Here is a 3,384-nt window from a genome sequence, read left to right on the forward strand (position 1 = left end):
CGGACATCGTTAACTTAAGATACAAAAGCTGTCCGGAGATGGCGGGTCAAGATCACCTGGAGATGTGGAATTGGCGGCCGTCCTGAATGCCGGGCTGAAAAAACGGCTCTGATGCTGCCGGAAGGGGCATTAACCCGGGAAGAGGCAGTGGCGGCGCAGTATACCAATGTGATGATTGAAGACGATCAGGAGGCACATTTCCGTCTGACCATTCGTTACTACAACGGACGACTGATGGCGCGGGTGTGAAATTTCGAACCCGATGCGGGGAACCACCTTAACCGCTACATCAGACACGCGGCGACCTCACCAGAGCAGGTTCAGTAAGAAAATACCCTGTCGGAGCGCCAACTCCGCAGGACCGACAATCGTGAATATCGGAGTGGTACTAACTATGTCAGTAACAGATGTTAAAGCAAGAACCGTAAAAAAGGCCAGCGTAAAGAAACCAAACAAAGCCTAACTGGCTGCACTTCAGGCGGCGATCGATGCTGCGCAGACCGAGACTGTTCCGCTGTCTGATCTCGTTAAATCCTCCTTCACCGTCCGAACCATCCTGTGTTCCTTAGACAGCGTATGCAGCCTGGCTGAAACCATCGCCTCCGTCGGGCTGCTGCAGAACCTGATTGTCCATGACATGGATGACGGTAAGTCTGGCGTGACAACAGGTGGCCCGCCGTGTGAGCGCGATGCATTGGCTTGCGGAAGAAAACTGACTCGGCGCCGTTCAACCTGTCACGGTGAAGCGCGTGTCTGTCTGATCGACTGGCTTTTAAGCTTATGCTAAGCAGGTGTAGATATTTGGCATATGTATAGATTTGACTTCTTCGAAGTGATAAAAGTGCGCATGCGATAGATGTAAAAATGCTCTATATAACTCAATTAATCTTTACTTCAACAAGCATCGGACCTTACTCAATTAACTGGTGTAGACTTAAAAGCTAAATCTACACTAGAAAAGCTTGAATACAGGTTGTTGTAGAAACAGAGAAGAGCATGGAGAAAGCAGAAAAATGGATATTTGGCAGTGGAATAGTTAATTTAGCTTTTTAAGGAAAAAAAGCCCATGTATTCCATGGACTCTTTCTTAGATGCTTCGTTTATTCTGTCCAACTTTTGGGTGTCAGTACAAAACGAGGCCATTTGTTTGACTCGACACAAACAGAATAGCCTTTTAACTGCCGCAAGGCAAGGGAGGTAAGGCCATTGTTAACGCCAAGCTGTAATGTCCCCTTTGAATCATTCTAAAATGTCCCCAGACAATTATCTGGGGGGACATGGTAAAAGAAACAATTACGATGAGACATAAGGAACTTGACAGACTTCAGATTATTCAGGACTCAATCAATTGCCATATAATCAGGAACAAGCGGCGGTGCGAATTGGTATTTCCATCCGGCAAGTTAAACGTCTGGTGCATCGATATCGAAATAAAGGTTCTGTTGGCCTTATCAATGAGAAATTGTGCGAGATACACGGCTTGTGTTTATCCACTGAAACTCTCAGGAAGTGGATGGTAGAGGAGGGGATATGGCGTGAACGTCGTCATAAACTTGTCCGAATATATCAGCGCCGCATGCGACTTCCATCCTACGGTGAACTCATCCACATCGATGGCTCGCCTCATGAATAGTTTGAAGGCAGGGGCCCCAAATGCACACTGATAGTCTTTATCGATGATGCCACCAATGCTCTGATAGCGCTGCGATTCGCTCCTGCAGAGACAACCCGGGCTACATGGAAACCCTTCGGGGTTACCTTAATGATCATGGCATACCACTGGTTCTCTACTCTGACAGACACAGTATATTCCGAGTAAATAACCCGGAGCGGGAAGGGGAGTTGACTCAGTTTACACGTGCGGTAAAGGCACTGGGCATCGAGCCAATCCATGCCAACAGCCCGCAGGCAAAAGGGCGGTTAGAACGCGCCAATCAGACACTCTAGGACAGGCTGGTTAAGGAAATGCGGCTTCAGGGTATCAGCAATATTGAAACAGCAAACGCATGATTGCCGACATTTATTGAAGCGTATAACGACCGGTTCGCTACGCCGCCTCGTATTGCTGATAATGCCCACCTTGATGTACACCATTCTGAAAGAACTGGGTTATATCTTGAGTCTTCAGGCGAGGCGCGTTCTCTCCAAAAATCTCACTTTCCAGTACAAAAGCATTGAGTTTCAGATACGCAGTGAAGGCCGGGGATATCGACTTCGACATTCGGTTGTCACGGTTTGCTAAAGCTTTGACGGTGAAATGAACGTTCTTTATGTCGGGAAATTATTGGGGTGGTAAAAGTATATTGATGGTCCGGAGCCTATACCACTGGATTATGAGAAGAGTGTCCATGAACGTGTGGATAATGCCCGCATAGATTTACGCTCAAAATTCTATGTAAAATCTAAAGCTGACCATCCTTGGCTTACGCGTCGCGCGCAAATTAATCAGCAAGTGAAGCCTCCGGACTTACCTAAACAGAAGGCTAATCCCGATAAAACGGACTGAAACCGGGGGTTATTCAATTGAGTGCATATCCAGTCATCGGGTAGATTTTTACGTAGCGTTTCTAGCGTGCATTTTTGGGTGGTTTGTTACTGATTAATGGGGGTAAGACGACGATTCTCGTCCTCAAGATCTTTGATTTTTTGATATCAGCAGCTTCCATCCCGCCATATCTCGCCTGCTAGTTTTAATAGCTGGCTTCGGAAATAGCGGCTTAACGACACACATCTTTAATGGTCCTGCCATCTTCGACGGACTTCAGAACGGCGATGATCTGGTGCTCGGTGAATCAGATCTTACGCATAGCGATCTCCCTAGGGGGCATCGGAAGACCTCTAAAAGTGAATGGCGCGGATTGCAGGGATACTTACACCTAGAGTTAACTAATTGTCATAAATTCACTATGGTCAGGTGTTTGTTACTAGGGGAATCATGGGAATTTCAGCTTGAAATTTTGATATTAAATCCTATTAAATCATGCTGTTGCGGAGGTTTTTTTATGGGTACATTTTCGTGCTTTTCGTTCAGTGAAGAGTCCTCTTGAGCAAAGAATTATGTATGGTAATGAATCGCCACGGGTTTAACAGACACCTCAGAGTCATTTAAGATGGCTTAAAGAGAGGTGCCCATGAGCGGTAAGCGTTATCCCGAAGAGTTTAAAACTGAAGCAGTCAAACAGGTTGTTGATCGCGGTTATTCTGTTGCCAGCGTTGCAACACGTCTCGATATCACCACCCACAGCCTTTATGCCTGAATAAAGAAGTACGGTCCGGATCCTTCCATTAATAAAGAACAGTCAGATGCTCAGGCCGAGATCCGCCGTCTCCAGAAAGAGCTGAAGCGGGTTACCGACGAACGGGACATATTAAAAAAAGCCGCGG

At 46.7% G+C, this 3,384-nt stretch carries 4 pseudogenes; 3 read left to right on the forward strand and 1 reads right to left on the reverse strand.

Annotated elements, in window-relative coordinates:
- Nucleotides 1-111: 111 nt before the first annotated feature.
- Together ACSVHP_RS22785 and ACSVHP_RS22790 are read left to right on the forward strand one after the other, a co-directional pair.
- Nucleotides 112-246, forward strand: a pseudogene (locus ACSVHP_RS22785) (DUF905 family protein); the annotation flags it as partial.
- A gap of 1,031 nt (nucleotides 247-1,277) precedes the next feature.
- Nucleotides 1,278-2,506, forward strand: a pseudogene (locus ACSVHP_RS22790) (ISNCY family transposase).
- A gap of 104 nt (nucleotides 2,507-2,610) precedes the next feature.
- Here ACSVHP_RS22790 and ACSVHP_RS22795 read toward each other — a convergent pair.
- A pseudogene (locus ACSVHP_RS22795) lies at nucleotides 2,611-2,777 on the reverse strand (transposase); the annotation flags it as partial.
- A gap of 354 nt (nucleotides 2,778-3,131) precedes the next feature.
- Here ACSVHP_RS22795 and ACSVHP_RS22800 point away from each other — a divergent pair.
- A pseudogene (locus ACSVHP_RS22800) lies at nucleotides 3,132-3,384 on the forward strand (transposase); the annotation flags it as partial.

The sequence above is a fragment of the Enterobacter sp. 186315 genome, from assembly GCF_053290175.1.